Origin of the sequence: Micromonospora sp. NPDC005324 (assembly GCF_040607155.1) — a bacterium.
GTDB classification, from domain to species: Bacteria; Actinomycetota; Actinomycetes; order Mycobacteriales; family Micromonosporaceae; genus Micromonospora; species Micromonospora trifolii.
Window position 1 is genome coordinate 271,929 of record NZ_JBEXGE010000005.1, and the last position, 26,020, is coordinate 297,948.

The window sequence follows — 26,020 nt, forward strand, 5'->3', positions numbered from 1 at the left end:
GGGCGGCGGGCGACGCACCCGCCGGTCCGCCGGCCGGGTGTGGGGAAGCATCCACACCCGGCCGGCCACACCCGGTGCGTCTTCCTCCGCACCACCCCGACCTCGGCGTCTCGTCGGTGGCATCAGCCGCCGCAGTGACGTCTCGGCCATGTGGAGGAGAGACATCCATGCCGACCAACCCGGCTCAGGCACCGACGGTGCCGGCGCACGTGCTGCCGCACCGCACCCCCGCCCAGCTCCTCACGTTGGCCCGCCGTGGGCTGGTCGAGGCCGGCCAGACCCGACCTGACGGCCTGCGCTACGCGGCTGCCCACCTGGCCGCCCTGCGCGCGGCGGCGGCCCTGCTCGCCGCCCGGGCCCGACCCGCGCCGAGTCGACGCAACCGGATCACCAGCGTCTGGGTCCTCCTCTGCGCCGTCGCTCCGGAGCTCGACGAGTGGTCCCGGTTCTTCGCCGCAGGGGCCAGCAAGCGCGCCGCCGCCGAGGCCGGCATCCCCCGGGTGGTCAGCGCCCGGGAGGCCGACGACCTGCTCCGCGCCGCCGAACAGTTCGTCTCGGTGGTGGAAACCGCGCTCGGCGTGGCCCACCAACCGGCCCTGGACGGCCTCGCCGCCTGATCCCGCCGTGCCACCGGCCGCCTCGTGGGGGGAGCCGGGCGGCCGGCGGCACGGCGTGCCGGTCCTGATCTGATCCACAGCAACGACGGGGGAGTTGGTCCAATGGCGGGCCGCATGGTGGTCGGTTCCGCCGCGCTGGCCGATCTGGTGCGCCCGGCGAGCGCGCCCGACCCGGTCGGTGGGCACCGGGTGCTGCCGGTGGTGTCCGAGCTGACCGGTCTGCTGCCCAACCGGGGCCTGCGCCGGGGCAGCACCATCGCTGTCGCCGCCGGCCAGCCCCGCCGCAGCGGTGGCACCTCGCTGATGCTGGCCCTGCTCGCCGAGGCGTCCCGGGCCGGCTCGTGGTGCGCCGTGGTCGGGGTGCCGACGTTCGGGGCGGGCGCGGCCGCTGAGCTGGGCATCGCCCTGGACCGGCTGGCCCTGGTGCCGAACCCCGGCCCCGAGTGGGCCACAGTGGTCGCCGCGCTGATCGACGGGGTGGACGTCGTGGTCACCACAGTGCCGGCCTCGGTCTCCGCCTCGGTCGCCACCCGGTTGGCCGCTCGGGCCCGGCAGCGCGGCAGCGTGCTCGTCCCGTACGGCAGGTGGGACGGCGCGGACGTGACGCTGCAGGTGGTCCGGGGAGTCTGGGAGGGGCTCGGGCTGGGCCGGGGGCGGTTGCGCCGCCGGGAGATCACCGTCTCGGCGCGCGGGCGCGGGGCGGCCGCCCGACCCAAGGAGATCAAGGTCTGGCTCCCGGGTGACGAGCTGACCCGGGTGATCCCTCGTACGCTGCCGTCGCCGGTGGGCCGATCGGCCGCGCCACTCGCCCTGGTCGGTCGGGGGTGACCGGCGCGCCGGCGCGCACGCTGCTGCTGTGGTGCCCGGACTGGCCGGTGCTCGCCGCCGAGATCGTCGACGGGGTGCCGGCCACCGGCCCGGTCGCCGTGCTGCACGCCAACCGGGTGGTCGCCTGCTCCGAGCGGGCCCGCGCCGAGGGGGTGCGTCGAGGGCTGCGCAAGCGGGAGGCGCAGGGTCGCTGCCCGCAGCTCACCGTCGTGGAGTACGACCCCGGCCGGGACGCCCGGGCGTTCGAGCCGGTGGTCGCCGCTGTGGAGGAGTTGGTCGCCGGCGTCGAGGTGGTCCGTCCGGGTGCCTGCGCGGTGGCCGCCCGGGGGCCGGGCCGTTACCTCGGCGGCGAGGAGGCGGCCGCCGAGCGGATCATCGAGCACGTGGCCCAGTCGTGCCTGGTGGAGAGCCAGGTCGGCATCGCCGACGGGGTGTTCGCGGCCGGGTTGGCCGCTCGCGCCGGCCAGGTGGTGGCACCGGGCGGGACACCGGAGTTCCTGGCCGGGTTGCCGGTCGAGGCGCTCGGCCGGTCGGCGCTGGCCGACCTGCTGCGCCGGCTGGGGGTGCGCACCCTCGGCGACTTCGCCGCTCTTCCGGCCGGCAACGTGCTGGCCCGGTTCGGGTTCGACGGTGCGCTGGCCCACCGGCTGGCCGCCGGGCGGGACCACCGCCCACTCGCCGTCCGGCAGCCGCCGGCCGACCTGACGGTGACCGCCGAGCACGACGAGCCGATCGACCGGGTCGACGCGGCGGCGTTCGTGGCCCGGGCGCTGGCCGAGCGGCTGCACGAACGGCTGGCCGGGCACGGGTTGGCCTGCACCCGGCTCGGCATCGAGGCGGTCACCGAGCACGGGCAGGAGCTGCACCGGGTGTGGCGGCACGATGGCCTGCTCACCGCCGCGGCCATCGCCGACCGGGTGCGCTGGCAGCTCGACGGGTGGCTCTCCGGCAGCAACGGCCGCGCCGGTGCCCGACCGGCCCGACCGACGGCCGGCATCATCCGGCTGCGACTGATCCCGGACGGGGTGATCGCCCAGGCCGGTCTCCAAGCCGGCCTCTGGGGGGAGACCGGCGAGGAGCGGGAACGCGCGCACCGGGCGTTGAGCCGGGTGCAGGGCATCCTCGGCCCGGAAGCGGTGGTCACCGCGGTGCTCGGTGGAGGGCGCTCCCCAGCCGACCAGGTACGACTGGTGCCGTGGGGCGACGAACGCGTCCCGGCCCGGCCCGAAGCTCCGCCGTGGCCGGGCCGGCTGCCGCCGCCCGCGCCCGCCGTGGTGCTGCCCAGTCCGCTCGCCGCGACGGTGCATGACGCCGCTGGCGAGCCGGTGGTGATCAGCGCGCGGTTGGCGGTGAGCGCCGCGCCCGCCCGACTGGTGGTCGGCACCGGTCAGCCAGCGGAGATCGTGGGTTGGGCCGGGCCGTGGCCGGTGGACGAGCGCTGGTGGGCGCCGGCGGAGGCCCGCCGCCGGGCCCGGTTCCAGGTCAGCCTGGCCGACGGTGCTGCCCTGCTGCTGGCCGTGGAGTCGGGGCAGTGGTTGGTGGAGGCGATCTATGACTAAGTCAGGTCGATCCCTGCCCGGCGTCGGCTGGCTCCGCGCTGGCCGGGGAACAGATGTCGCGATGAGCGTGATGACTCACAGACATCAAGATGTCTGTGAGTCATCACGCTCATCGCACCTTTCGCCGCCGGCGGGGCGACCGTCGTCGTGTTCGTCGTCGACCCGGTCGCCCAGCGTCCCTCGGCCGAGCAGTACCGAGCCGAGCAACGCGGCCGGAGCGGCCGGATGAGCTTCCACAACCCGAAGATGCCCTGGTCGGAGCTGGAGCGTGTGCTCTCCGGGCGGGCCGGAGACAAGCGGGGGAGCCGGGGCGAACGGCACCTGCACGTGGTCGACCCGCTCGCCGTGGACGCCGACGGCGGCGACTCACCGGCCTGGAGCCGTCGCCGCGAGCAGTACCAGCCGCCGGAGCTGACCCGCCCCGACGGCGTGGTGCCCTACGCGGAGCTGCACGCGCACACCAACTTCAGCTTCCTCGACGGCGCCAGCCACCCCGAGGAGCTGGCCGAGGAGGCGGCCCGGTTGGGGCTCACCGCGCTCGCCGTCACCGACCACGACGGTTTCTACGGGGTGGTCCGCTTCGCCGAGGCGGCTCGTACGTTGGGCCTGCCGACCATCTTCGGCGCGGAGTTGTCCCTCGGCCTGCCCGGCCCGCAGAACGGCGAGCCCGACCCGCACGGCGCGCACCTGCTGGTGCTCGCACACGGCCACGAGGGGTACGCCCGGCTGGCCACCACCATCGCCCGCGCCCAGCTACGCGGCGGGGAGAAGGGCCGCCCGGATTACGGTGACCTGGAGGAGGTCGCCGCCGAGCTGCGTGACCATGTGCTGGTGCTGACCGGCTGCCGTAAGGGGCACGTGCCGGGGGCGCTGCTCACCGAGGGGGTGGACGCGGCGGCCCGCGAGCTGGACCGGCTGACCGCGCTCTTCGGCGCGGAGACGGTGGCCGTGGAGCTGACCGACCACGGCCATCCCATCGACGCCGACCGTAACGACGCGCTCGCCGAGCTGGCCGCCACGGCCGGGTTGCCGACGGTGGCCAGCAACAACGTGCACTACGCCAGCCCCGGCCGGCGTCGGCTGGCCACCACCGTCGCCGCGGTCCGGGCCCGACGCAGCCTGGACGAGATCGACGGCTGGTTGCCCGCGGCGGCCACCGCCCACCTGCGCAGCGGCGCGGAGATGGCGGCCCGGTTCGCCGCGTACCCGGGTGCGGTGGCGCGGGCCGCCGAATTCGGCGCCGAGTTGGCCTTCGACCTCCAGCTCGTCGCGCCGCAGCTACCGGCGTACCCGGTGCCGCCGGGGCACACCGAGATGAGCTGGCTGCGAAAGTTGACCGCCGACGGGGCGCACGAGCGCTACGGGCCGCCGCAGGCGCACCCGACGGCGTACGCGCAACTCGACCACGAGCTGAACATGATCGAGGAGCTGGGTTTCCCCGGCTACTTCCTGGTGGTCTACGACATCGTCACGTTCTGCCGTGACCAGGACATCTACTGCCAGGGTCGGGGTTCGGCGGCCAACTCGGCGGTCTGCTACGCGTTGCGGATCACCAATGTGGACGCGGTCCGGCACCAACTGCTCTTCGAGCGGTTCCTCGCTCCGGAACGGGACGGCCCACCCGACATCGACGTGGACATCGAGTCCGACCGCCGGGAGGAGGTGATCCAGCACGTCTACACCCGCTACGGCCGGGAGCACGCCGCCCAGGTCGCCAACGTCATCTCCTACCGGCCCCGGTCGGCGGTGCGGGACGTGGCCAAGGCGTTCGGCTACTCGCCGGGGCAGCAGGACGCCTGGAGCAAGCAGATCGACAGGTGGGGCTCGGTCGCCACTGTCGATGTCGAGAACATCCCCGAGCAGGTGGTGGAGTACGCCAACGAGTTGCAGACGTTCCCGCGGCACCTGGGCATCCACTCCGGCGGCATGGTGATCTGCGACCGGCCGGTGATCGAGGTCTGCCCGGTGGAGTGGGGGCGGATGCCCGGGCGCAGCGTCCTGCAGTGGGACAAGGACGACTGCGCCGCGGTGGGCCTGGTCAAGTTCGACCTGCTCGGCCTGGGCATGCTCTCCGCCCTGCACTACGGCTACGACATGATCGGGTCCCGGCTCGACCTGGGCGACATGACCCTGGACGACCCGGAGGTCTACGACATGCTCTGCCGGGCCGACTCGGTCGGGGTGTTCCAGGTGGAGAGCCGGGCCCAGATGGCCACCCTGCCCCGGCTCAAGCCCCGCGAGTTCTACGACCTGGTGGTCGAGGTGGCGCTGATCCGCCCAGGCCCGATCCAGGGCGGTTCGGTGCATCCGTTCATCCGGCGCAAGAACGGCCAGGAGCCGGTGACCTTCGCGCACCCGCTGATGCGCAACGCCCTGGAGAAGACCCTGGGTGTGCCGTTGTTCCAGGAGCAGCTGATGCAGCTCGCCATCGACCTGGCCGGCTTCGACGCGGCCGAGGCCGACCAGTTGCGCCGGGCGATGGGCGCGAAACGGTCGGTCGAGCGGATGACCCGGATCGCCGACCGGCTCTACGCCGGGATGGCCGAGCGGGGCATCACCGGTGAGCTGGCCGACGACGTCTACCGCAAGCTCACCGCGTTCGCCAGCTACGGCTTCCCGGAGAGCCACGCGATGAGCTTCGCCTACCTGGTCTACGCCAGCTCCTGGCTCAAGCGTTACCACCCGGCGCCGTTCCTGGCCGCGCTGCTCAACGCCCAGCCGATGGGTTTCTACTCCCCGCAGACCCTGGTCGACGACGCCCGCCGGCACGGGGTGGAGGTCCGTCGTCCGGACATCAACGCCAGCGGGGCTCTGGCGGTGCTGGAGTCCACCCCGGAGACCCGGTGGGGCAGCGGGCCGGGGGAGCCGCCGCACGCCTGGGGGCTGGGTGGCCCCGCCGTCCGGCTCGGCCTGTCCGGTGTGCGGACCCTCGGTGCCGACGTGGCCGAACGGATCGAGGCCGAACGGGTCGCCGGTGGGCCGTACCGGGACATGCCGGATGTGGCCCGGCGGCTCGGTCTCACTGCCGCGCAGCTGGAGGCGTTGGCCACCGCGGACGCCTTCGCCTGTTTCGGGCTGAGCCGGCGGCAGGCGCTGTGGGCCGCCGGTGCGGCGGCCCAGGACCGGCCGGGCCGGCTGCCCGGCACGGTGACCGGCGCGGCGGCGCCCACGCTGCCCGGGATGGAGGCGGTGGACCGGCTGGTCGCCGACGTGTGGGCCACCGGGTTGTCGCCGGAGAGCCATCCCGCCCGGTTCATCCGGGGTCAGCTCGACGTGCTCGGCGCGGTGCCGATCGCCCGGCTCGGCCGGGTGGAGCCGGGGCAACGGATCCGGGTCGGTGGCATCGTCACCCACCGGCAACGCCCGGCGACCGCGGGCGGGGTCACCTTCCTCAACCTGGAGGACGAGACGGGGATGCTCAACGTCACCTGTTCGCCGGGGCTGTGGCAGCGCTACCGGCGGGTGGCGCGGACCAGCGCCGCGCTGGTGGTCCGGGGGCGGTTGCAGCGGCACGAGGGGGTGACCAACCTGGTCGCCGACCGGCTGGACGCCATCGAGCCACCGGTGAGTCCGGCCTCCCGTGACTTCCGCTGATTCAGTGATCCACATTACGGTTTCCTGAGCCGTCGAGCGGGAGACTCGTCCCGAGCGGGCAGAGCGGCCCGTGATCCGTGAGGGGGAACAACAGTGACGGGAAATCACGCGTACACCGGTGGAATCGCCAACGCCCGGCGGACCCGACTGGGCACCGGCTGGGTGCCGTCGCACCTCGCCGACCCCCGCGAGTACGAGGTGATAAACGGTCCGGTGGCCAACGAGCGCCGTTCCCGGGCGGAGGACGAGGTCGAGGGCGCCGAGGCCTGACCGACCGCCGCTCCACGCACCGATCGGGCGTGTGGTGGGCGCGCCCGCCACACGCCCGCACCACCACCGGGCCGGGTGACTAGGCTCGGCCGGGTGGAGCAGACCCGAGGCCGGTTCGCCGAGCCGCCGCTGACACCCCGCACCGCCGTGATCTGGTCGGTGCTCCGCGCCGAGCTGGACCGGCGCGGCGACGCCGAGCTCACAGTGCTGGACGTGGGCGGCGGCACCGGCGGTTTCGCCGTTCCGCTGGCCCGTGCCGGGCACCGGGTCACCGTCGTCGACGCCAGCCCCGACGCGCTCGCCGCGCTCACCCGCCGCGCCGCCGAGGCCGGGGTGGCCGACCGGATCGCCGCCGTGCAGGGCGACGGTGACGCCCTCGCCGGGCTGGTCGAGCCGGCCGGCGTCGACCTGGTGCTCTGCCACGCCGTCCTGGAGGTGGTGGACGACCCGACGCCGGTGGTGGCCGCACTGGCCACCGCGCTGCGCCCGGGCGGCGCCGCCAGTGTGCTGGTGGCCGGCCGGGCCGCCGCCGTGCTGGGCCGCGCGATGAACGGGCACCTGGACGTCGCTACCACAGTGGCCGCCGATCCGGCCGGCACCGCCGGCCCGCGTGACACGCTGCGCCGACGCTACGACGCCCCCGGCGCCGCCGCGCTGCTCGACGCCGCCGGGCTGGTGGTCGAGGAGATCCACGGGGTACGCGTGCTGGCCGACCTGCTGCCGGCCGCGGTCGCCGACGGGCAGTCCGCCGCCGTGGTCGAGCTGGAACGTGCGCTGGCCGCCCAACCGCCGTACCGGGACCTGGCCGCCCAACTGCACCTGTTCGCCCGCCGGCCGGCATGATCGCCGAGGCCGGTGGCCGGCCGGCGCCGCTGGAGATCCTCGGGCCGGATCACGGCGGCGGGCGTCTCGCCGACGTGCTGCCCAGCGCGCTGGCCGTGCTGGGGGTGCCCGGCTCGACCGACAGGCTCGGGCTCCGGCCCGAGCTGACCGGGGTACGCCGGATCGCCGTGCTGCTCGTCGACGGGCTCGGCTGGTACCAGCTGCCGACCGCGGCGCCGTACGCGCCGACGATCGCCGGGCTCGCCGCGATGGTGGCCCGGCCGCTCATCGCCGGTTTCCCGTCCACCACCCCGACCAGCCTGGTGTCACTGGGCACCGGTGTCGCGCCGGGCGCGCACGGGGTGCTCGGCTTCACCGTGCGGGTGCCCGGCACCGATCGGGTGCTCACCCACACCGACTGGGCCGCCGATCCGTCGCCGCTGCGCTGGCAACCGGTGCCCACCCAGTTGGAACGGGCCCGTGCCGCCGGGGTGACGACGAGCGTGGTGAGCCGGCCGGAGTTCGGCGGCAGTGGGTTGACAGTGGCCGCCAACCGGGGTGGCGACTTCCGGGGCGCCGCCGGCGGGGACGCGGTGGCCACCGCCATGCTGGCCGCGCTGGCCGCCGGTGCCGGACCCACACTGGTCTCCGGTTACCACGCCGACCTGGACCGGCACGGCCACGTCAGCGGCGTCGACTCGGCACCCTGGCGGGCCGCCGCCACCGAGGTGGACGCCCTGGTCGCCCGGCTGGTGGACGGGCTGCCACCGGACGCGGCGCTGCTGGTGACAGCCGACCACGGGCAGCTCGACATCCCTGCCGCGCACCGCTTCGACCTGGATACCGATCCGCGCCTGCGCGCCGGCGTGCGGCTGGTGGCCGGCGAGGCCCGGGTGCGCTACCTGCACGTCGAGCCGGGCGCTGTCGACGACGTGCGGGCCGCCTGGTCGGAGGTGCTGGGCGCCACGGCCCGGGTACGCACCCGTGACGAGGTGGTGGCCTCCGGCTGGTTCGGGCCGGTGCCCGAGGAGCACCTGGGCCGGATCGGCGACGTGGTGGTGACCTGCAACGACACGTACGCGGTCATGGCCAGCCGTACCGAGCGGCCGATGGCGTCGAAGTTGGTGGCCTACCACGGGTCGGACACCGCCGCGGAGCTGACAGTGCCGCTGCTGGTCGTGCGGGGCTGACCCGGGGAAGGTTCGGCCCGCCGGCCGATGGTGGTGTCGTACCCCCGGGTTAACCTGCCGGGATGGGCCGCAGCCAGTCGTTGCCCCGGGGCGACGATCCGCGCTTCGGGCCGGACGCCGACGACTCCGCCAGCCCGATCCTGCACGTCGACATGGACGCCTTCTTCGCCGCCGTCGAGGTGCGCCGCCGTCCCGAGCTGCGCGGCCGGCCGGTGGTCGTCGGCGGCGTCGGCCCGCGCGGGGTGGTCAGCTCGGCCAGCTACGAGGCCCGCCGCTACGGCGTCCGCAGCGCGATGCCGACCAGTCAGGCCCGGTCCCGCTGCCCCCACGCGGTCTACCTGCCACCGGAGTTTTCCGCCTACACGGCTGCCTCCCGGGCCGTCATGCAGATCTTCCGGGACGTGACGCCGCTGGTCGAGCCGCTCTCCCTCGACGAGGCGTTCCTCGACGTGACCGGGGCTCGTCGGCTCTTCGGCTCCCCGGCCACCATCGCCCGGCTGATCCGTCGCCGGGTCGCCGACGAGCAGGCGCTGACCTGCTCGGTCGGGGTGGCGCCGACCAAGTTCGTGGCCAAGCTGGGTTCCACCCGGGCCAAGCCGGACGGCCTGCTGGTCGTGCCCCCGGGGCAGGTGCTCGACTTCCTGCACCCGCTGCCGGTGGACGCCCTGTGGGGGGTGGGGGAGCGCGCCGCCGAGGCGCTACGCCGGCTCGGCCTGACCACGGTCGGCGACCTCGCCGAGGCGCCGGTGGGCATGCTCCGCCGAGCCGTCGGTGCCGCCTCGGCGTCGCATCTGCACGAGTTGGCCTGGGGGCGCGACCCGCGCGGGGTCAGCCCCGAGCACGTCGACAAGTCGATCGGCGCCGAGGTGACCTTCGACGTCGACGTGGCCGACCCGTTGGAGATCCGCCGTGCGTTGCTCGCGCTCAGCGCGAAGGTCGGTGTCCGGTTGCGCGGCTCCGACCAGGTCGGGCGCACCGTTTCACTCAAGGTCCGGCTGGCCGACTTCCGCACCGTCAGCCGATCTCGCACCCTCGACGTCCCCACCGACACCGCCCGCGAGATGTTCGACACGGTCTGGGCGCTCTACACCGCATTGGACCCGGGCGAGCGGATCCGACTCGTCGGTGTCCGGGTGGAAGGGCTCGCCCCGGCGCGGGGCGCGCCTCGGCAACTCACCCTCGGCGCGCCCGAGCGTGGCTGGCGCGAAGCGGAAGCTGCCGCGGACGCCGCCGCTGCCCGTTTCGGGCGGTCCGTCATAGGTCCGGCCAGTCTGATGGGCGACCGTGATCCCCGTCGAAACGAAAATCCACCCCGCCCATAGGTCGTCCCGCTTTCCGACGCGCGACCCCCCTCGTAGACTTGCGGGTAAGCAGCCGGTTGGCTGCCACGGTCTGTCGGCCCGAGTGGGCCCGACCAACGTGACCGGGGAGGAGTGCCGTGCCGCTCTCGGAGCACGAGCAGCGGCTGTTCGAGCAGATCGAGCGGTCGCTTGCCGAGGACCCCAAATTCGCCTCGGCCGTGCGCGCCAGCGATCCGCGCTTCCATGCGCGGCGTCGCCTGCTCGTCGCCGCCGGCGTCATCATCGCTGGCTTGGCTCTACTGGTCTATGGCGCGGTGATCAAGACTCCACCACTGGCGGTGGCGGGCTTCGTCGTCATGCTGGCGTCGGCCGCGTTCGCGGTGCAGTCGCACCGGCGGGCGCAGTCACCCGACCTGCACGTGGTGGGCGGCACGACGAGTCGTCGTCGTCCCCGCGGTGGCCGATCCGGTCGCCGGTCGTCAATCCTGGACCGCATGGAGGACAGGTGGCGGCAGCGCCCGGAGGGGCACCGCTGAGCCGGTCCCGCCGCTGAGGCGGGGCCATACGCCGCGACGAGCGGTCGCCGGGCACAGGCCCCGGCGACCTCCGTCGTATCCGTGCGCCCTTCCCCGGCTGCCCACGCTCCGCACGACCACGCTCCGCACGACCACGCTCCGCATGATCGTGCTCGGTCCTGGATGTGATGGCATCGTGCGGCGGCAGCTGAGGCGGGTGGGGCGGCGGTGGTGGCCGCCGCCCCGGACCTGGAACTGGTCGGTCAGCGACCGGCCCGCTCGGCCATCAGCCGTCGAGGGTTCCACCGCAGCAGTCGGTACCGGGCCTGCCCGGTGAGCGCCACCATTCGGCCGGACCTGTCGGCCATGGCGGTGCGCCAGCGCAGCAGCACCGACGGCGGCAGCACTGCGGCGAGCAGGCGGGTCCGTCGGTCCGCCCGCGTGGCGAGCGCCCCACGGACCGCGCGTAGCGCCGGCACCAACCGCTCGCCGGTCAGCGGATCCCGCGCGTAGCGAGCCCGCTCCTCCGCCCGGCCGAGCAGCCGCGCCGACCCGATCGCGTCGTCATCGTCGAGGGCCTCCCGGACGAGCCGGTCCGCAGTCGCCCTGGGCGTCTCGGTCGGATCGACCGGGACCCGGAAATCAACCAGCGTGTCGAGCAGCTCCGCCCAGGCGGCGTGCGCATCCGCGCGGGCCCGGTTGGCGTCCGCGCTGACCACCACCGGACGTGCCCCCGACTCGCTGGCGCCGTCGACAGTGGCGGAGGCCATCGCCCCGCTCACCGCGCTGCCACTGCGTCGGCGGCGCAGCGCCAACCGGCGCAGCGCGGGCACCGCGAGCAGCAGCAGCAAGGCCACCAGGCCCGCTGCCCACCAGGGCCAGACCGGTGGTTGCTCGTTCGGCGTCGTCCCGCCGAGAGCGAGCCCGTCGTCGGTGTCCCGGTCGGCGTTGTCCACGTCGGACGGCTCGGCCGAGGCTCCCGGCTCCGTCGGCGCGCCCGGGGCCCCGCTGCTCGGGCTGGTCGCCTCCGGCGCGTCAGTGTCCGGTGCCCAGGCCGACCGCGTGGAGCCGGGCACCCCGTACGCCGGGGTGGCGTCGAACGGCACCCAACCGGCCCCCTCGAAGTAGACCTCGGTCCAGGCGTGCAGGTTGAGGTTGGTCAGCGTGAAGGTGTCACCGTCGCGCTTGCTGCCGTTGGTGAACCCGAACGCCACCCGGGCCGGGATGCCGGCCGCGCGGACCAGCCAGGCCATCGCGGCGGCGTACTGCTGGCAGTAGCCGACCTTGTTGTTCAGAAAATTGACGATGTCCTGACCGCTGCTGCCGCTTTCGGTGCTCAGCTGGTACCTGAATCCGTTGTCCGCCGAGAAGTGCCGGTAGATCGACAGCACCCGGTCGTACTCCGTGCGCTTGCCCTGGATCAGCCCCTTGACCAGCTCCTCCACCTCGGGAACCGGCCCGGGGGTGGCGGTCATCTGTCGGCGTAGGGGATGTTCGGTGGGCAGTGCCTTCGCGGTCCGCAACGCGTCGGGCGTGAAGGTCGAGCGGACGTAGTCGAAGGAGTACTTCCGACCGCGGGAGTTCTCCCGGTTGGAGAAGACGACCTGCTGGCTGGCGTCGTAGAGCCAGTTGTCGCTGAGGTCGTCGGCGCTGGTCGGCTCGGCGTACACCGGCATCAGCGACATGCTCAGGCTCTTGGTGACCTCGACGGTCGCCTGGTAGGTGGTCTGCCGCACGCCTGGACCGGCACGGTCGGCCGGGTTCGGCAGGTCCCCGTTGACCGACCGGCCGCTGGGGTTGCGCGCCTGAAAACCAGCGGGGCGCAGCTCGTCCGCGACCGCGTAGCGCAGGTAGAACGGGCTCTGCTCGGACGTCTTCACCTTGACCAGGTCGGCCACCTGGGACTGGTTGAGCTGACCGGCGAGCGAGGCGAACAGGTCGATCCGACCCGACGTGCCGCCCGAGCCGGACCCGTTGCCGGATCCGTTGCCCGGCCCCCGGCTGAGCGAGTCGAGCAGCCCGCCGGTCATGCCGGGCACCGCCAACGGCAGCACCACCGCCAGGGCCACCCCGACCGCCGCGAGCCGGCGGCCGGCGGACGCCAGCGGAGAGGCCTCCCACACGTCGACGTCGCGGCCATCACCGGTGAACCGGCGCCCGAAGCGGCGCACCCGGTCGACGTTGTCGGTGACCAGCAGCCAGAGGTAACCGGCGGCGCCCACCACGAAGGGCGCCGCGGGGACGCTGTCCACGTAGACGGCGACCGGCACCGAGTAGATGGCGAGCATCGGCAGCCCCGCCAGTGCGGGCCGGCGCAGCCCCACGGCCAGTACGTCCACCAGCACGGCGACCCCGCCGACGCCGAGCACGGCGATGAACAGCAGCGGGTCAGTGTCCGGGACCTCGACCCCGTACGAGCGCATGTCCTGCATGGAGCCGGCGAGCAGGTCGCCGAAGTACGCGAACGTGCCCGGGGTGGGCAGGATCGCGAGCAGCTCCTGGCCGCTGGGGAACAACCAGGTCAGGGCGAGCATCAGGCCGGCCAGCATGCCCAGCACCTGACCCCACAGTGGTGCCCGGGCGAGGCGGGTCAGCGCGGCCACCCCGGCCACCACGGCGACCGCGATGATGGACTCGATCAACCACGTCCAGCCCTGGAAGATGGCCGACAGCGGCGCGGCGGCCAGCAGCGTGGAAGCGGCCGCGACCATGCCGATGTTCCGACTGCTGATCATGAGGGGAGCCTTCCGTTCATCGCACACCGCCGGCGACCGTCTCGGCCAGCGCGGCCCGCAGGGCGAACCCCTGGGCGCCCCGACCGACCTGCGGCCACAGCGCCGGCAGCCGGCCGCCGTGGTCGACGCCGACCACCCGCCAGCCACTCTGCAACATGGCGAGGACGGCGGCGGCGTGGGCGTGCTCCGCCTCGGCCCGCGCCTTCTCCGGGAGGCTGAGCCAGGTGGAGCTGTCCAGCAGGAAGCCGACACAGGTGGCGCCGTTGCCCCGCAGCCCGGCCAGCAGCTCCGCCTCGGCCACGCTCACAGTGCCGAACAGGCCGATGATCAGACCGCCGTCGGCGCGTTGGCGGACCCGCTCCACGAGGCCGGTGACCTCGGCGCGCTGATCCAGTCGGACCTCCGCGAGGTGGTCGAGCAGCGCGCCGTCCCCGCCCGCCTCCGAGGCGTCCACATCTGCTCCCGAGCCGGTGACCAGGCGCAACTTGTAACCGGCCTGCCGCAGGTGGACGGCGATGCTCGCGGCGGCCGAGACCGACCACTCGAAACTGGCCGTCGGCCCCTCGCCGCGGTGGCCGTACGCCCGAGTGTCCAGGACGACTGTGGCCCTGCTCTCCCACGGTTGCTCCTCGCGGCGCACCATCAGCTCACCGGTGCGGGCGGTGGATTTCCAGTGCACCCGGCGCAGGTCGTCGCCGCGCCGGTACTCCCGGGTCGCCGCGTCGTCCTCGCCGTGCACCGCCACCGAGCGGGCCCGGCTGTCGCCGCTGCCCGCGTACTCCCCGGGGAGCCGGACCGACGGCAGCGGGGTGACCTGCGGAATGACCGTCAGGTGGTCCGTGCTGGGGAAGGAGCGGGTGAGCTCGCAGAGGCCGAACGGGTCGGTCATCCGGACGACCAGCGGGCCCACGTCGTAGCGACCCCGAACGTCGGCCCGCACCGTGTACGCCACGGAGCTGGCCTGGTGCGCGCCGAGGCGCTCCAACACCACCCGGGGCCGGCTGCCCAGCGCGTAGGGCAGCCGGTCCTCGAGAAGCAGGGTGCCGGTCGGCAGCCGGGAGAGGTTCTGTAGGCGCAGCACCACCCGGGAGTTGGCGCCGACCGGAACCCGGTGCGGGTCCAGCGAACGGTTGCAGGCCAGCTTGTAGCGGCTCCGCCCGACGTAGGCGGCGGCCAGCAACGGCAGGATGGCCAACAGCACAGCCACCCGGAGCAGGTCCTTCTCGCCGAGGATGCCGGCCGAGATCGCCGCCGCGACCGCAGCGGCGAGGAAGGACCGCCCGCGGGTGGTCAGCCCGCGTAGCCCGGCACGCACGTCATGGCCTCCGCGGCTCGTAGGGTGCGCGACCGTTGCCGGTGGCGGGGGGCCGGGTGTCGTACGGGTTGCGCTGCCGGTCGTGTGGCAGCGGCAGGCGGTGCACCAGCTCGGAGACGATCGCGTCGGTGGTGCGCCGGGCGAGCTGCGCGTCGGCGGTCGGGATGATCCGGTGGGCGAGCACCGGCACCGCCAGGGCCTGAAGATCGTCGGGGAGGACGTAGTCGCGGCCCTCCAGGGCGGCGACCGCCCGGGCGGTGCGCAACAGTTGCAGGGTCGCCCGGGGGGACGCGCCGAGCCGCAGGTCGGGGGCCTCGCGGGTGGCGGTGACCAGGTCGATCGCGTACTGCTTGACCGCGTCGGCGACGTGCACCTGGCGGACGGTGGCGATCAGCTGCCGGACGATTGCCGCGTCGGAGACCGCGCGCAGCTCGTGCAGCGGGTCGGTGGCGCCGTGCCCGTCGAGCATGGCCAGCTCGGCGTTGGAGTCCGGGTAACCCATCGCGATGCGGGCGGTGAACCGGTCGCGCTGCGCCTCCGGCAGCGGATAGGTCCCCTCCATCTCGATCGGGTTCTGGGTGGCGATCACCATGAACGGGGTCTGGAGCTGGTATGTCACCCCGTCGACGGTGACCTGCCGCTCCTCCATGCACTCCAGCAACGCCGACTGGGTCTTCGGCGAGGCCCGGTTGATCTCGTCGCCGACCACCAGGTTGGCGAACACGGCACCGGGACGGAACTCGAAGTCGTGCGTCTCCTGGTTGTAGACGCTGACCCCGGTGACGTCGCTGGGCAGCAGGTCGGGGGTGAACTGGATCCGCCGCACGGTGCAGTCGATGGACCGCGCGAGGGCCTTGGCAAGCTTGGTCTTGCCGACACCCGGGACGTCTTCGATCAGGAGGTGACCCTCGGCGAGCAGGACGGCCAGGGCGAGCCGCACGGTGGCGGTCTTACCCTCGATGACCTGCTCGATGTTGGACACGATGGCCTCGCTGGCGGCGCGGAACTCGTCGTGCGGCAACAAGCCGCCCACCTCGTCCCAGGTCTGTTGTGTCACGGGCCTCCTCCTCGTCGCCGTCACGGCAGCTCTCTAGAGAGCACCTGGACCCGCCGTTGGGTTCGCGACGTCGAGCCTCGTTTGCCGCAGGAATCTCACTAGTCTCTCAGGCTAACCATGTTTGTCGTTATCGCCGACCCCCGCAGGTAGTCCGTCGGTTACGCACCGATATTCGCCAGCTCGGGGGAACGGGGTTCGACAGGCCCGGGGGCCGGCAGGGCGAACCGGGGAAGAGGTACACTGCGGGGCATGGCCGGAGTCTTCCTGCTTCTTACCGGGCCGTGCTGATGCGCTGAACGCAGCGACAGCACGGCGGCCCCTCCTGCGCGAGGGGCTTTTTTGTGCCCGCCGCCGGCCCGGCCCGGTGGCGCCGAGACGAAGCGAAGCGAAGCGAGGAGAGACGATGAGTGAGGCAGCCGCACCGGCGGGCGACATTCCCCCGTTCCGGTACACCGCGGCCCTGGCCGACGAGATCGAGATTCGTTGGCAGGACACCTGGGCGCGCGAGGGCACCTTCCACGCACCGAACCCGACCGGCCCGCTGGCCGACCCGACCCACCCGCGCGCGGGCGCGGAGAAGCTGTACGTGCTGGACATGTTCCCGTACCCCTCCGGAGCGGGCCTGCACGTCGGCCACCCGCTGGGCTACATCGGCACCGACTGCTACGCCCGCTACCAGCGGATGGCCGGCCGCAACGTGCTGCACGCGATGGGCTTCGACGCGTTCGGCCTGCCCGCCGAGCAGTACGCGGTGCAGACCGGCACCCACCCCCGGACCACCACTGTCGCGAACATCGAGCGGTACAAGGCGCAGCTGCGCCGGCTGGGGCTGGCGCACGACGAGCGCCGCTCGGTGGCGACCATCGACACCGACTTCTACCGCTGGACCCAGTGGATCTTCCTGCAGATCTTCAACTCCTGGTACGACCGCGACGCCGGGCGGGCCCGTCCGATCGCCGAGCTGATCGCCGAGTTCGAGGGCGGTGACCGGTCCACCCCGGACGGCCGCGCCTGGGCCGAGCTGAGCGTCGCCGAGCGCCGCCAGGTCGTCGACGACCACCGCCTGGCGTACGTCTCGCAGGCGCCGGTGAACTGGTGCCCGGGGCTGGGCACCGTGCTGGCCAACGAGGAGGTCACCGCCGACGGTCGCTCCGACCGGGGCAACTTCCCGGTCTTCAAGCGCAACCTGAAGCAGTGGATGATGCGGATCACCGCCTACGGTGACCGGCTGATCGAGGACCTGGACAGCCTGGACTGGCCCGAGCCGATCAAGTTGATGCAGCGCAACTGGATCGGCCGCTCCACCGGCGCCCACATCGACTTCCCGACCACCGCCGCGCCGGTGCGGGTGTTCACGACCCGCCCGGACACCGTCTTCGGCGCCACCTACATGGTGCTGGCGCCCGAGCACGAGCTGGTCGACACGCTGGCGCCGGCCACCTGGCCGGACGGCACGAGGGACGCCTGGACCGGCGGGCACGCCAGCCCCTCCGAGGCCGTCGAGGCGTACCGCAAGGCGGCAGCCGCCAAGACCGACGTCGAGCGGCAGTCCGACACCAAGGAGAAGACCGGCGTCTTCATCGGCGCGTACGCCACGAACCCGGTCACCGGCGGGCAGATCCCGATCTTCATCGCCGACTACGTGCTGGCCGGCTACGGCACCGGCGCGATCATGGCGGTGCCGGCGCAGGACGAGCGGGACTGGGCGTTCGCCGAGGTCTTCGAGCTGCCCATCGTCCGTACCGTGCAGCCGGCGGAGGGCTTCGACGGCAAGGCGTACACCGGTGACGGCCCGGCGATCAACAGCGCCGCGCCCGAGCGCGACCTGGACCTGAACGGCCTGGGGGTCGCCGACGCCAAGGCGGCGATCATCGCCTGGCTGGAGGCGAACGGGCACGGCACCGGCGCGGTGACCTACCGGCTGCGCGACTGGCTGTTCTCCCGGCAGCGTTACTGGGGCGAACCGTTCCCGATCGTCTACGACGAGACCGGCGCGGCGATCGCCCTGCCGGAGGAGATGCTGCCCGTCGAGCTGCCGGAGGTCGACGACTTCTCCCCGAAGACGTTCGACGCCGACGATGCCAACAGCAACCCGGAGACCCCGCTGTCGCGGCGGCGCGACTGGGTCGAGGTCGAACTGGATCTGGGTGACGGGCCGAAGCGCTACACCCGGGAAACCAACGTGATGCCGCAGTGGGCCGGCTCCTGCTGGTACGAGCTGCGCTACCTGGACCCGACCAACAGCGGCCGGTTCGTCGACGCGGAGAACGAGCGGTACTGGATGGGCCCGAGCGGCGACGGCGACTGCGGGGGCACCGACCTGTACGTCGGTGGCGCCGAGCACGCCGTGCTGCACCTGCTGTACGCGCGGTTCTGGCACAAGGTGCTGTTCGACCTGGGGCACGTGTCGTCGTTCGAGCCGTTCCGCAAGCTGTTCAACCAGGGCATGATCCAGGCGTACGCGTACACCGACTCGCGCGGCAGCTACGTGCAGGCCGAGGAGGTCTTCGAGCGCGACGGCGCCTACTACATGGGTGACCTGGCGGTCAACCGCGAGTACGGCAAGATGGGCAAGTCGCTGAAGAACGTGGTGACCCCGGACGACATGTGCGCCGCCTACGGCGCGGACACCTTCCGGGTGTACGAGATGTCGATGGGCCCGCTGGAGGTCTCCCGCCCCTGGGAGACCCGGGCGGTGGTCGGCTCGTACCGGTTCCTGCAACGGGTGTGGCGGGCCGTCGTCGACGAGCAGACCGGTGAGCTGCGGGTCACCGAGGACCCGGCCGACGAGGCGACCCGCCGGCTGCTGCACAAGGTGATCGACGGGGTCCGTGGCGACATGGACGGCATCCGGTTCAATACTGCGATCGCCAAGCTGATCGAGCTGACCAACGGGCTGACCCGACTGTCGGCCACGCCCCGCGAGGTGGCCGAGCCGCTGGTGCTGATGGTGGCGCCGTTCGCCCCGCACGTGGCCGAGGAGCTGTGGCGCAAGCTGGGCCACGACACCTCGCTGACGTACGCGGACTTCCCGACCGCCGACCCGGCGCTGCTGGTGGCCGACACGGTGACCTACCCGGTGCAGGTCAACGGCAAGGTCCGTGGCCGCATCGAGGTCCCCGCCGACGCCGCCGAGGAGACCGTCCGCGCGGCGGCCCTGGCCGCGGTGGCGGCGGCCCTGGCCGGCAAGGAACCCCGCAAGGTCATCGTGGTCAAGGGCCGGATGGTCTCGGTAGTCGCCTGACCCCGCCGTCGATCAGGGCAGCGGGCGGTCCGGCGCGAGCGATACGCACCGTGACGTCCACGGAGGCGGGCACCGCGTTGAGCGTGATGACTCAGAGACATCAATATGCCTCTGAGTCATCACGCTCTCCGGCGCATCCCCTGCCGGTCACCGCACAACCGGCTCGACCAGCCGCCGGACGGTTGCGCTCCGGTGGTCACGAGCAGGCCGGCAGTGGCGGCAGTCGGTCCGGGCGCAGCAGCGAGTACGCGTGCTGCAGTGCGGGATCCGAGTTGTTGTTCGGGTCCACCAGCAGCGCCTCGCCCGAGACGACCGCGTGGGCGTGATCGGCCGTCAGCCGCACGTACGACCCGGTTCGCAGGTCGGCCACGTACCAACCCAGGTGGTACTGGAAGATCACCAGGTCGCCGACGGCCGTGGGCGTGGCAACCGTATGGAACGGGTCGACGGTCGGGGGCCTGGTGCCCGGTGGCAACGAGGTAGCGGCAGCCGGAGACGGCGGAGGGGTCACCCGGAACACGCGGACCGGTGCCGCCCAGTCCGGTCGCCAGACGGTCAGGGTGCGCTCGTCGCGGGACACCCAGGCCGTGGTCTGGCCGTTGGTGGTCACGTCGACGGTGGCGCTCGGTCCCAGGCTCGGCTGCGGCGCGGACCCAGCCTTACCGTCCGGACCGACAGCGTTCAGGCGACCCGTGGCCCGGTCGAACCAGAGCAGGTCGGCGCCGCGGAACCCGACACCGCCCACCGGGCCGGTGGCCACAGTGCGGACCGTCCCGGCAGCCAGGTCGTGCAGGGTCAGCTCGTTCCGATCCTCGCCGAGGATCCTGGTGACGGCGAGCTTCCCGTCGCGCAACGGGGGTCGGAAGAGGAAGTCCGCGGTGCCCAGTACCTGCCGTGGAGCGGCCCCCGACTCCGCGTCCCAGGCGAAGAGTTCGGCGCCACCGCCGCCGTGGGGTGCCGCCCGCGCGAGGCTGCTGCGCGCGTACACCAGCCAGCGCCCGTCGAAGACGCCCCACAGTGGGAAGGTGAACATGTCCGGCATGGTGGCCACCTCCCTCCGTCGGCCGTCCTCCTTCTGCCAGACCAGCGTCATCGGTCCGCCGCGCTGCACAGTGGCGAACGCGGAGCGGCCATCCGGCGCCGGGGTGAGCGCCGCCCACCGTTCCCCGGGCTCCTGCGGAAGGCGACTGTCACGTATCGCGTCCTGCCAGCTCGGTGGCATGGCGACCGGGCAGAAGTCGGCGAGCGGTGGGGCGGTCACCCGTGTCGCGGGCGGTTCCTCGGCCGTGGCCGGCGGCGACGATGCGGCCGGTGGATCACCGGGGGTGCACGCCGCGAGCAGCGCCACCGCGAGGGCCGCAACGAGGGCGACGGCTCGGAAACCGATCCTGGCTCGGGGCAACGGCTTCATGGCCGCAGACGCTAGATCGCGCTGGCGCTGCCCGATGCCCTGCCGGCGGGATCGTCGCCCGGCCGTTACCACCGCCGCGGATCAGACGGGCATGGTGCGACGGCGGCGTTCGGCGCGCCACCACTGGTGGATGAGGACCAGGCTGGCGATCAGGCCGAGGCTGGCCGGGGCGGCGGCGTACCAGTTGACGTGGCCGGGGGAGCTGACCGCCGCGCCGATCGCCGCGTAGCCGAAGGCGGTCGGCGCGGACGCGATCACGCTGCCGGCCAGGAACGGCAGCACTCGGGCGCCGGTCGTGCCGTAGCCGTAGCTCACCAGGCCGAAGCCGGCGATCGGCAGCAGCCGGACGGTGACCACACCGAGCACGCTCTGCCGGGCGAACCAGCCGTCGAGGCGGGCCAGGCGACCGCGGACCCGTTCGGCCACGAACTCCCGACCGAGCAACCGGCCGACCGTGAACCCGATCGCCGCGGCCACCAGCGCGGCGCCCAAGGCATACGCGGCGCCCTCCAGCGGGCCGAAGATCGCCCCTGCGGCGAGCGTGATGAAGGTCCGGGGCACCAGCGCGACCAGCAGCAGCGCACCACCGAGGATCGCCGCCACCGGGGCGAGGTCGCCCAGCCGGTCGGCGATCAGCGGCAACTGCGCCGGATCCGGCCGGGGCACCAGCAGCAGCAGTAACCCGCACCCGCCGATCAGCAGCACGAGCAGGGCGAACCGGGCGGCCGACGGCTGCCGGAGCAGCCGCCGGACGGCACGGATCATGCCCGGGCGGCGGCCACCGCGGAGCGGCGCTCGTTACGGAGCCGGTCCGACCAGGTGTCGTCCAACGGCGGGAGCTGGTGTGCCCCGGTGGCCCAGCGCAGCAGCAGGTCGGCCAGGGCCGGGTTGCGCGCCAGCGCCGGCCCGTGCGAGTAGGTGCCCAGCAGCTTGCCGCGCCACGCGCCCTCGGTGGCGCCGTCGTTGCCCACACCGGCGGTGACCCGGGCCAGCGGGGAAACCTCCGGACCGAGGTGGGTGCGGCCGCCGTGGTTCTCGAAACCGGTCAGCGGGGGCAGGCCCAGCCGGGGGTCGATCTCACCGGTCAGCTCGCCCACGGCCCGGCTCTCGCCCCGGTCGGACTGCAGGTCGAGCAGCTCCAGCCCGCGGCACTGCACACCCTTGGCGAAGAACGAGGTGCCGAGCAGTTGGTAGCCGGCGCAGACGCCGAACACGACCGAGCCCTGCGCGACGGCGCGGTGCAGGCCGCCGTCGGCGAGCAGCCGCTGGGCGCCGAGCGCCTGCGGGCCGTCCTCGCCGCCACCGACCAGGTAGATGTCGGCGGTCGCCGGCAGCCGCTCGTCGGAGCGGACCTCCAGCACCTCGACCGGCATCCCGCGCTGACGGGCCCGCCGGGCGAGGATCAGGGCGTTGCCCCGGTCTCCGTAGGTGGAGAGCAGGTCGGGGTAGATCCAGACGATGCGCAGACTCTCAGATGACACGGTCCAACTCCGCTCGGATGTCCTGGAACGCGGTGTAGTTCGCGATGACCTCCAGCCGCCCGGGCGGGACCGACCGGAGTGCGTCGTCGAACGTGCGGACGTGCTGGAACGGCACGTCGTTGACGTCGAGTCGAACCGCCAGGTCGTATGCCCGGTCGCCACTGATCAACACCTGCCGGCCGCGGAGCGGGGCGAAGTCGACGTCGTAGAGCCAGGAGGTGTCCAGACCGTCGGGGTCGCGCGCGTTGATGGAGAGCAGGGTCGGCGCGTCGTCGGCCATGTCGAACGCCTCCAGCCAACTGGCCGGGTTCTTGGCCAGCAGCAGCCGGATGTTGCGCCCGTCCTTGTCGACCTGCGCGTAGCGGCCGGCCACCGAGGTGACGATGCCGAGGCGGGACACCGCGTCGACCGGGCGGACGCCGAACTCGGCGGCCACCGCCAGCGCGGTCGCCGCGTTGCCGAGGTTGACCTTGCCGGGTAGTTGGAGCGAGACCTTGTGCCAGGCGCCGGTGGGGTCGAGCACGCCCTCGTCCTCGACGACCCAGTGCGGCTCCGGTCGGCGCAGCGGGCAGCCGGTGCACCACCACTGCTCGCCGGAGCGCTGGATGGTGGAGCCGCACTCCGGGCAGACCCAGGAGTCGTCGTGCCAGCGTTGGCCGGCACTGAACCACGTCACGTGCGGCGGCTTGATGCCCCGGGCGGGGTCGCCCGGTGGGGTGGCGGCCCACACCACCAGCGGATCGTCGGCGTTGGCCACCACCCGTACGTCGGTGTGCCGGACCAGCGCCGCGCGCCAGAGCTGCGCCATCATGGCAACCTCCTTGGCGCGGTCGAGCTGGTCGCGGGAGAGGTTGAGCAGCGCGACCACGTGCGGCTCGGTCGCCTCCAGCACCTGTGCCAGGTAGTGCTCGTCGACCTCCAGCACCGCATACGGGGTGCTGCCGGCCTTGGCCAGCGCCGAGGTGTGCCCGCTGGGCATGTTGGCGCCGAACGAGTTGGTGGCGACCCGGCCGAGCACGCCGACCGCGGCGGAGGTCAACCGGGTGGTGGTGGTCTTGCCGTTGGTGCCGGAGACGAGCGCGATGGCGCGCCCGGCCGACAGGTGAGCCAGCAGGTCCGGGTCGATCTTCAGGCCGATCCACCCGCCGATCACTGAACCGTCGCCACGGCCGGCCGCCCGGGAGAGCGCCGCGGCGGTCCGTGACACGGAGCTGGCCACCTTGGCCCGTAGGGGCATTTTCGCGTCCGTCACGCGAGCGAGGTTACCGGACCGCCGGCCCCACCAGATCGCCGCCGACGGTGAACCGTTCGGCCGTGGTGGCTGCGCGCGCGGCCGGGTCGGCGTCCCCCGGACGGAGTCGATCAATGTCGGAAAGCGGACCACGCCGAGGGGCGGCCGGAGCCCTCCACTCCGCTCCACCCCTTGTGACGTGCGGTTTTGCCTCCGGGTCAGGCGCGCCACGCGGGCGAATTTGGTTGCGGGTGGAGGGAAGTGGAGTAGAGTGGGGACCAATGGTGAGGCCGGGAGGGCTCACCGGCCCGGGGGTCAGCGGCGCCGCGAACGCCGCTCAAGGGCGAGGGGGTTGGGCCGATGTTTCTCGGCACCCACACTCCGCGCCTGGACGAAAAGGGCCGGTTGATCCTTCCGGCCAAGTTCCGGGATGAGCTGGCGGGGGGTGTCGTGGTCACCAAAGGGCAGGAGCGCTGCCTCTACGTCTTCCCGACCCCTGAGTTCCAGCGGATCGCGGAGCAGTTGCGCGCACAGCCGATGACCCACAAGGCGGCCCGGTCCTACAGCCGGGTCTTCTTCGCCAGCGCGCACGACGAGGTTCCGGACAAGCAGGGTCGGGTGACCATCCCGGCTCACCTGCGGGCCTATGCCGCGCTGGACCGCGAGTTGGTGGTCATCGGCGCGAGCACGCGGGTGGAGATCTGGGACAAGGTCGCCTGGGAGACCTACCTCGCCGAGAGCGAAGACGACTTCGCCGACATCGAGGAGGGGGTGCTGCCCGGCGGTCTGTAGGGCGGTAACGGCGCCCGACGTACTGCGAGATCTCCAGCCGCTTTCGAGTTCCTGGCATCACTTCCCCGGTGCCAGGCGCACGATCCAGTCATCGGGCGACGGCCTGGTGTCAGGCGGGAGCGGATGGGGATCTGGCGGTACGACGGCAGCGCCGTCCGACGACAGGCGCACGAGAAGAACGGACGTTTCAACCAGTGGGGGTCATCATGGGGGAGTTGCGCGGCACGCACGTGCCGGTGCTGCTCGAGCGGTGTCTCGAGCTGCTGGCCCCCGCGCTGGGTCGAGGCGGCCGGACGGTCTACGTCGACGCGACGCTCGGTCTGGCCGGCCATGCGGAGGCGGTGCTCGAGGCGCATCCGGAGACGGTCCTGATCGGGCTCGACCGGGACACCGAGGCGCTCGCTCACGCGCGGGTCCGGCTGGCCCGGTTCGCCGATCGGGTGCACCTGGAGCACGCCGTCTACGACGAGTTGCCGGACGTACTGGACCGGCTGGGCTATCCGGCCATCGACGGCATCCTGTTCGACCTGGGTGTCTCGTCGTTGCAGCTGGACGCGCCCGACCGCGGGTTCGCGTACGCCCAGGACGCGCCGTTGGACATGCGGATGGACCAGACCCGGGGGGTGACCGCCGAAGAGGTGGTCAACACGTACGCGCATCCGGACCTGGCCCGGGTGCTGCGGGTGTACGGCGAGGAGAAGTTCGCCGGTCGGATCGCCTCGGCGATCATTCGGCAGCGGGAGCGGGCCCGGATCACCTCGTCCGCGCTCCTGGCGGAGTTGGTTCGGGACTCCATTCCGGCGCCAGCCCGACGAACGGGTGGGCACCCCGCAAAGAGAACGTTTCAGGCTTTACGGATCGAGGTAAACAGAGAGCTGGCAGCGCTGGAGACAGCGTTGCCATTCGCACTCGACGCACTGACCGTGGGCGGTCGCATGGTGGTTCTGTCCTACCACTCGCTGGAGGACAGGCTCACCAAGGCGGCCCTCACGGACCGGGTCCGCAGTAAGGGCCCGATTGACCTTCCGGTCGAGCTTCCTGGGTCCGGTCCGACGTTCCGGCTGCTCAGCCGGGGCGCCGAACTGCCCGGGGAGGCGGAGGTGGCCGCGAACCCGCGGGCCGCCTCGGTGCGGCTGCGGGCCGCGGAGCGACTCGATCCAAACGCGACAGAGCAGGGGCGGACCGACCGCGAACGGTCTCGCCGACGGGTGAAGGGAATGCACCAACCGGGCACGGGGTCCGCCTGATCCGTGGGGGGTCAGGGGCACCGGGACGGCTAGAGGGACGGATGTTGAGGGGGAGGGACATGAGCATTGACAAGCGCGACCGCCGGGACGTCACCGGCGGCGGGCAGCGCGCACCGCGGTCGGGGGGCCGGATCGCGGCGGAGCGGGCTCCGCGCCTCGGAAACGGTACGCCACGCATCGATCGAACGAATCGGCAGGGGGAGACTCGCGCCCGGGGGGCGCGCGAGTTCCCGACTCAGGGCACCGCCGCGCTGCGTCCGGTCGAGAAGGCCGCCAGCGCCACCAGCGCCCGGCCGCCGCGGCTGCGGGTGGCGCCGCCGCCGCCGATCTCGGTGCCGCGTGCGCCGTTCGCGGCGCTGATCGTGGTGCTGGTGGTCGGCGGGGTGCTGGGCATCCTGGCGGTCAACACCAAGATCAATGAGAACGCGTTCCGGCTGGAGCGGCTGCAGCAGCAGCAGGCTCGACTGGACCTGGAGAAGCAGCAACTGGACAAGCAGATCGCCGACGCCGAGGCGCCGGGCAACCTGACCGCCGAGGCGCGGCGGCTGGGCCTGGTCGACGCCGGCGAGCCGGGCTACATCCGGCTGCCGGACGGCAAGACCATTGGTGTGCCGCAGCCGGCGAACGGCCAGCCGTCGGTGACCAGCCAGGGTGCGGGAGGCTGACCGGTGCCACCAAGGTCGGACGAGCCGCGGGGGGGCCCGGCCGGGGGCGGGCGGGGGGGGGGGCGGGGTGGGGGCCGCCCCCCCGGCGGGCCGCGCCCCCCCCCGGCCGGGGGCGGGGGGGGGGGAGGCGGCGCGGCGGCCACCCC

19 protein-coding genes and 1 pseudogene are annotated in these 26,020 nt (G+C 73.1%); 13 read left to right on the forward strand and 7 right to left on the reverse strand.

Annotated elements, in window-relative coordinates:
- The first annotated feature begins 167 nt into the window (after window positions 1–167).
- From ABZS40_RS07860 to ABZS40_RS07900, 9 genes are all read left to right on the forward strand, one after another.
- A complete protein-coding gene (locus ABZS40_RS07860) occupies window positions 168–617 on the forward strand; it encodes an SAV_6107 family HEPN domain-containing protein (protein ID WP_354942568.1) in 450 nt (149 codons plus the stop codon).
- A 102-nt stretch (window positions 618–719) separates the two neighbouring features.
- A complete protein-coding gene (locus ABZS40_RS07865; protein WP_328652821.1) occupies window positions 720–1,445 on the forward strand; it encodes a hypothetical protein in 726 nt (241 codons plus the stop codon).
- Entirely contained in the window at window positions 1,442–3,004 is a 1,563-nt protein-coding gene (locus ABZS40_RS07870) for a DNA polymerase Y family protein (RefSeq protein ID WP_354942569.1), read from the forward strand. Before ABZS40_RS07865 ends, ABZS40_RS07870 begins: the two co-directional genes overlap by 4 nt.
- 225 nt (window positions 3,005–3,229) lie before the next feature.
- Window positions 3,230–6,598 (forward strand): error-prone DNA polymerase, encoded by a 3,369-nt coding sequence (locus tag ABZS40_RS07875; protein ID WP_354942594.1) that lies wholly within the window; start codon window positions 3,230–3,232, stop codon window positions 6,596–6,598.
- 93 nt (window positions 6,599–6,691) lie between these two features.
- Window positions 6,692–6,868 carry a hypothetical protein gene (locus tag ABZS40_RS07880; protein ID WP_354942570.1) on the forward strand — a complete coding sequence of 59 codons (177 nt, stop codon included), beginning with the start codon at window positions 6,692–6,694 and terminating at the stop codon, window positions 6,866–6,868.
- Between the two features lie 75 nt (window positions 6,869–6,943).
- Window positions 6,944–7,711 (forward strand): methyltransferase domain-containing protein, encoded by a 768-nt coding sequence (locus ABZS40_RS07885; RefSeq protein WP_354942571.1) that lies wholly within the window; start codon window positions 6,944–6,946, stop codon window positions 7,709–7,711.
- The gene (locus ABZS40_RS07890; protein WP_354942572.1) at window positions 7,708–8,880 is read left to right on the forward strand and encodes a nucleotide pyrophosphatase/phosphodiesterase family protein; all 1,173 of its coding nucleotides are present in this window, start codon (window positions 7,708–7,710) and stop codon (window positions 8,878–8,880) included. Before ABZS40_RS07885 ends, ABZS40_RS07890 begins: the two co-directional genes overlap by 4 nt.
- A gap of 62 nt (window positions 8,881–8,942) precedes the next feature.
- A complete protein-coding gene (locus ABZS40_RS07895) occupies window positions 8,943–10,202 on the forward strand; it encodes a DNA polymerase IV (RefSeq protein ID WP_354942573.1) in 1,260 nt (419 codons plus the stop codon).
- Between the two features lie 116 nt (window positions 10,203–10,318).
- Complete coding sequence (locus ABZS40_RS07900; protein ID WP_030334542.1) at window positions 10,319–10,717, forward strand: DUF3040 domain-containing protein; 399 nt, start codon at window positions 10,319–10,321, stop codon at window positions 10,715–10,717.
- Window positions 10,718–10,959: 242 nt separating this feature from the next.
- Here ABZS40_RS07900 and ABZS40_RS07905 read toward each other — a convergent pair whose 3' ends face one another.
- Genes ABZS40_RS07905 through ABZS40_RS07915 form a run of 3 tightly spaced genes read right to left on the reverse strand, consistent with a single transcriptional unit; the run spans window position 10,960 to window position 15,803 of the window.
- Window positions 10,960–13,431: a DUF3488 and transglutaminase-like domain-containing protein gene (locus ABZS40_RS07905; protein ID WP_354942574.1), complete on the reverse strand. Its 2,472-nt coding sequence runs from the start codon at window positions 13,429–13,431 to the stop codon at window positions 10,960–10,962.
- 16 nt (window positions 13,432–13,447) lie between these two features.
- The gene (locus tag ABZS40_RS07910; RefSeq protein WP_354942575.1) at window positions 13,448–14,746 is read right to left on the reverse strand and encodes a DUF58 domain-containing protein; all 1,299 of its coding nucleotides are present in this window, start codon (window positions 14,744–14,746) and stop codon (window positions 13,448–13,450) included.
- Window position 14,747: 1 nt separating this feature from the next.
- Window positions 14,748–15,803 (reverse strand): MoxR family ATPase, encoded by a 1,056-nt coding sequence (locus tag ABZS40_RS07915; protein ID WP_354942576.1) that lies wholly within the window; start codon window positions 15,801–15,803, stop codon window positions 14,748–14,750.
- 403 nt (window positions 15,804–16,206) lie between these two features.
- Here ABZS40_RS07915 and leuS point away from each other — a divergent pair, with 403 nt between their 5' ends.
- Entirely contained in the window at window positions 16,207–19,047 is a 2,841-nt protein-coding gene (leuS, locus tag ABZS40_RS07920) for a leucine--tRNA ligase (RefSeq protein WP_354942577.1), read from the forward strand.
- A 196-nt stretch (window positions 19,048–19,243) separates the two neighbouring features.
- On the opposite strand, the gene ABZS40_RS07925 is transcribed toward leuS, so the two are convergent.
- The 4 genes from ABZS40_RS07925 to ABZS40_RS07940 all read right to left on the reverse strand — a co-directional run bounded on the left by ABZS40_RS07925 (window position 19,244) and on the right by ABZS40_RS07940 (window position 23,176).
- On the reverse strand, window positions 19,244–20,458 hold the full coding sequence (locus ABZS40_RS07925) for a hypothetical protein (protein ID WP_354942578.1): 1,215 nt from the start codon (window positions 20,456–20,458) through the stop codon (window positions 19,244–19,246).
- 81 nt (window positions 20,459–20,539) lie between these two features.
- Window positions 20,540–21,223 (reverse strand): VTT domain-containing protein, encoded by a 684-nt coding sequence (locus ABZS40_RS07930; RefSeq protein WP_354942579.1) that lies wholly within the window; start codon window positions 21,221–21,223, stop codon window positions 20,540–20,542.
- Window positions 21,220–21,939 carry a glutamine amidotransferase gene (locus ABZS40_RS07935; protein WP_354942580.1) on the reverse strand — a complete coding sequence of 240 codons (720 nt, stop codon included), beginning with the start codon at window positions 21,937–21,939 and terminating at the stop codon, window positions 21,220–21,222. The genes ABZS40_RS07930 and ABZS40_RS07935 overlap by 4 nt, the downstream gene beginning before the upstream one ends.
- Window positions 21,929–23,176 (reverse strand): MurT ligase domain-containing protein, encoded by a 1,248-nt coding sequence (locus ABZS40_RS07940; RefSeq protein WP_354942595.1) that lies wholly within the window; start codon window positions 23,174–23,176, stop codon window positions 21,929–21,931. The genes ABZS40_RS07935 and ABZS40_RS07940 overlap by 11 nt, the downstream gene beginning before the upstream one ends.
- 354 nt (window positions 23,177–23,530) lie before the next feature.
- On the opposite strand from ABZS40_RS07940, the gene mraZ reads away from it, so the two are divergent.
- From mraZ to ABZS40_RS07955, 3 genes and pseudogenes are all read left to right on the forward strand, one after another.
- Window positions 23,531–23,962, forward strand: a complete 432-nt coding sequence (gene mraZ / locus ABZS40_RS07945) for a division/cell wall cluster transcriptional repressor MraZ (protein ID WP_354942581.1) — start codon at window positions 23,531–23,533, stop codon at window positions 23,960–23,962.
- 206 nt (window positions 23,963–24,168) lie between these two features.
- Window positions 24,169–25,279: pseudogene (gene rsmH / locus ABZS40_RS07950) on the forward strand (16S rRNA (cytosine(1402)-N(4))-methyltransferase RsmH).
- Complete coding sequence (locus tag ABZS40_RS07955) at window positions 25,269–25,874, forward strand: hypothetical protein (protein WP_354942582.1); 606 nt, start codon at window positions 25,269–25,271, stop codon at window positions 25,872–25,874. The pseudogene rsmH and the gene ABZS40_RS07955 overlap by 11 nt, the downstream one beginning before the upstream one ends.
- The last annotated feature ends 146 nt before the right edge of the window (window positions 25,875–26,020 follow it).

What these genes read in the sequence shown, in the direction of transcription:
- ABZS40_RS07940 (WP_354942595.1), bottom strand. Translation starts at nt 23,176, where the DNA reads ATGCCCCTACGGGCCAAGGTGGCCAGCTCCGTGTCACGGACCGCCGCG.
- ABZS40_RS07875 (WP_354942594.1), top strand. Translation starts at nt 3,230, where the DNA reads ATGAGCTTCCACAACCCGAAGATGCCCTGGTCGGAGCTGGAGCGTGTG.
- mraZ (WP_354942581.1), top strand. Translation starts at nt 23,531, where the DNA reads ATGTTTCTCGGCACCCACACTCCGCGCCTGGACGAAAAGGGCCGGTTG.
- ABZS40_RS07890 (WP_354942572.1), top strand. Translation starts at nt 7,708, where the DNA reads ATGATCGCCGAGGCCGGTGGCCGGCCGGCGCCGCTGGAGATCCTCGGG.
- ABZS40_RS07905 (WP_354942574.1), bottom strand. Translation starts at nt 13,431, where the DNA reads ATGATCAGCAGTCGGAACATCGGCATGGTCGCGGCCGCTTCCACGCTG.
- ABZS40_RS07955 (WP_354942582.1), top strand. Translation starts at nt 25,269, where the DNA reads ATGAGCATTGACAAGCGCGACCGCCGGGACGTCACCGGCGGCGGGCAG.
- ABZS40_RS07865 (WP_328652821.1), top strand. Translation starts at nt 720, where the DNA reads ATGGCGGGCCGCATGGTGGTCGGTTCCGCCGCGCTGGCCGATCTGGTG.
- leuS (WP_354942577.1), top strand. Translation starts at nt 16,207, where the DNA reads ATGAGTGAGGCAGCCGCACCGGCGGGCGACATTCCCCCGTTCCGGTAC.
- ABZS40_RS07895 (WP_354942573.1), top strand. Translation starts at nt 8,943, where the DNA reads ATGGGCCGCAGCCAGTCGTTGCCCCGGGGCGACGATCCGCGCTTCGGG.
- ABZS40_RS07860 (WP_354942568.1), top strand. Translation starts at nt 168, where the DNA reads ATGCCGACCAACCCGGCTCAGGCACCGACGGTGCCGGCGCACGTGCTG.
- ABZS40_RS07925 (WP_354942578.1), bottom strand. Translation starts at nt 20,458, where the DNA reads ATGAAGCCGTTGCCCCGAGCCAGGATCGGTTTCCGAGCCGTCGCCCTC.
- ABZS40_RS07930 (WP_354942579.1), bottom strand. Translation starts at nt 21,223, where the DNA reads ATGATCCGTGCCGTCCGGCGGCTGCTCCGGCAGCCGTCGGCCGCCCGG.